The organism is Microcoleus sp. B7-D4, from assembly GCF_036705125.1.
Lineage (GTDB): Bacteria > Cyanobacteriota > Cyanobacteriia > Cyanobacteriales > Microcoleaceae > Microcoleus.
On sequence record NZ_JAUBTT010000035.1, the window covers coordinates 1 to 383 of the forward strand.

Consider the following 383-nt stretch of genomic DNA (forward strand, 5'->3'; position numbering starts at 1 on the left):
AGGTAGGCGCAGGGGAATAGCAGGATGCCAGACCAGCCTACGAAGACGAAGCGATCGCGTTTGAGCCAGTCGTCGAGTACATCAAATATGCCTCTTTCGGTCTGGGCGCGTCCGACTGCGATTGTCATTTACGGAAATCTCCAAATGGATATAATTACAACGGACGTTGTTCTAGTCACAACTTCCCACCTCATAGCTCTGCTGTAGCATAAAATGAGTGGATTGTGAGTATAATTTACGTTTCTTTACCGCTGATGATGATTATAAAGGGAAATCTTTACAATAGCAAGAGCGAATTTTAAGTTTTGAGTAAGTTGGTAGTTCTGACGGGCAAGGCAATAGATAAACTGGGTTTCGGAGCTCAGGGCAATTGCTCAAAGCCG

The 383-nt window shown here is 45.2% G+C and carries 1 pseudogene; it reads right to left on the bottom strand.

The window, feature by feature from the left end:
* Window positions 1-128, bottom strand: a pseudogene (locus QUB12_RS15680) (photosystem II D2 protein (photosystem q(a) protein)); the annotation flags it as partial.
* Window positions 129-383: the final 255 nt, after the last annotated feature.